2 rRNA genes are annotated in these 225 nt (G+C 42.7%); both read right to left on the bottom strand.

Going from position 1 to position 225, the window contains the following annotated elements:
- Positions 1-64: ribosomal RNA gene (rrf, locus tag Q8G36_RS29545) — 5S ribosomal RNA — on the bottom strand; the annotation flags it as partial.
- 66 nt (positions 65-130) lie between these two features.
- Positions 131-225 (bottom strand): 23S ribosomal RNA (locus Q8G36_RS29540); the annotation flags it as partial.

Here is a 225-nt window from a genome sequence, read left to right as displayed (position 1 = left end):
TGAAGAGCTTTACTGCCGTGTTCTGAATGGGAACGGGTGTGACCTCTTCGCTATCGCCACCAAACATATCAGGAACGTTGTTCCTTCAAAACTAGATAATAATAAGAAGGTATTTCATTTTTTTAAAGCGTTGGTTAAGTCCTCGATCTATTAGTATCAGTCAGCTCCACATGTCGCCACGCTTCCACCTCTGACCTATCAACCTGATCATCTTTCAGGGATCTT

The sequence above is a fragment of the Peribacillus frigoritolerans genome, from assembly GCF_030676415.1.
GTDB classification, from domain to species: domain Bacteria; phylum Bacillota; class Bacilli; order Bacillales; family DSM-1321; genus Peribacillus; species Peribacillus frigoritolerans_A.
Note: the sequence above shows the minus strand (reverse complement) of the source record. Positions and strands in the feature narration are given on the sequence as shown.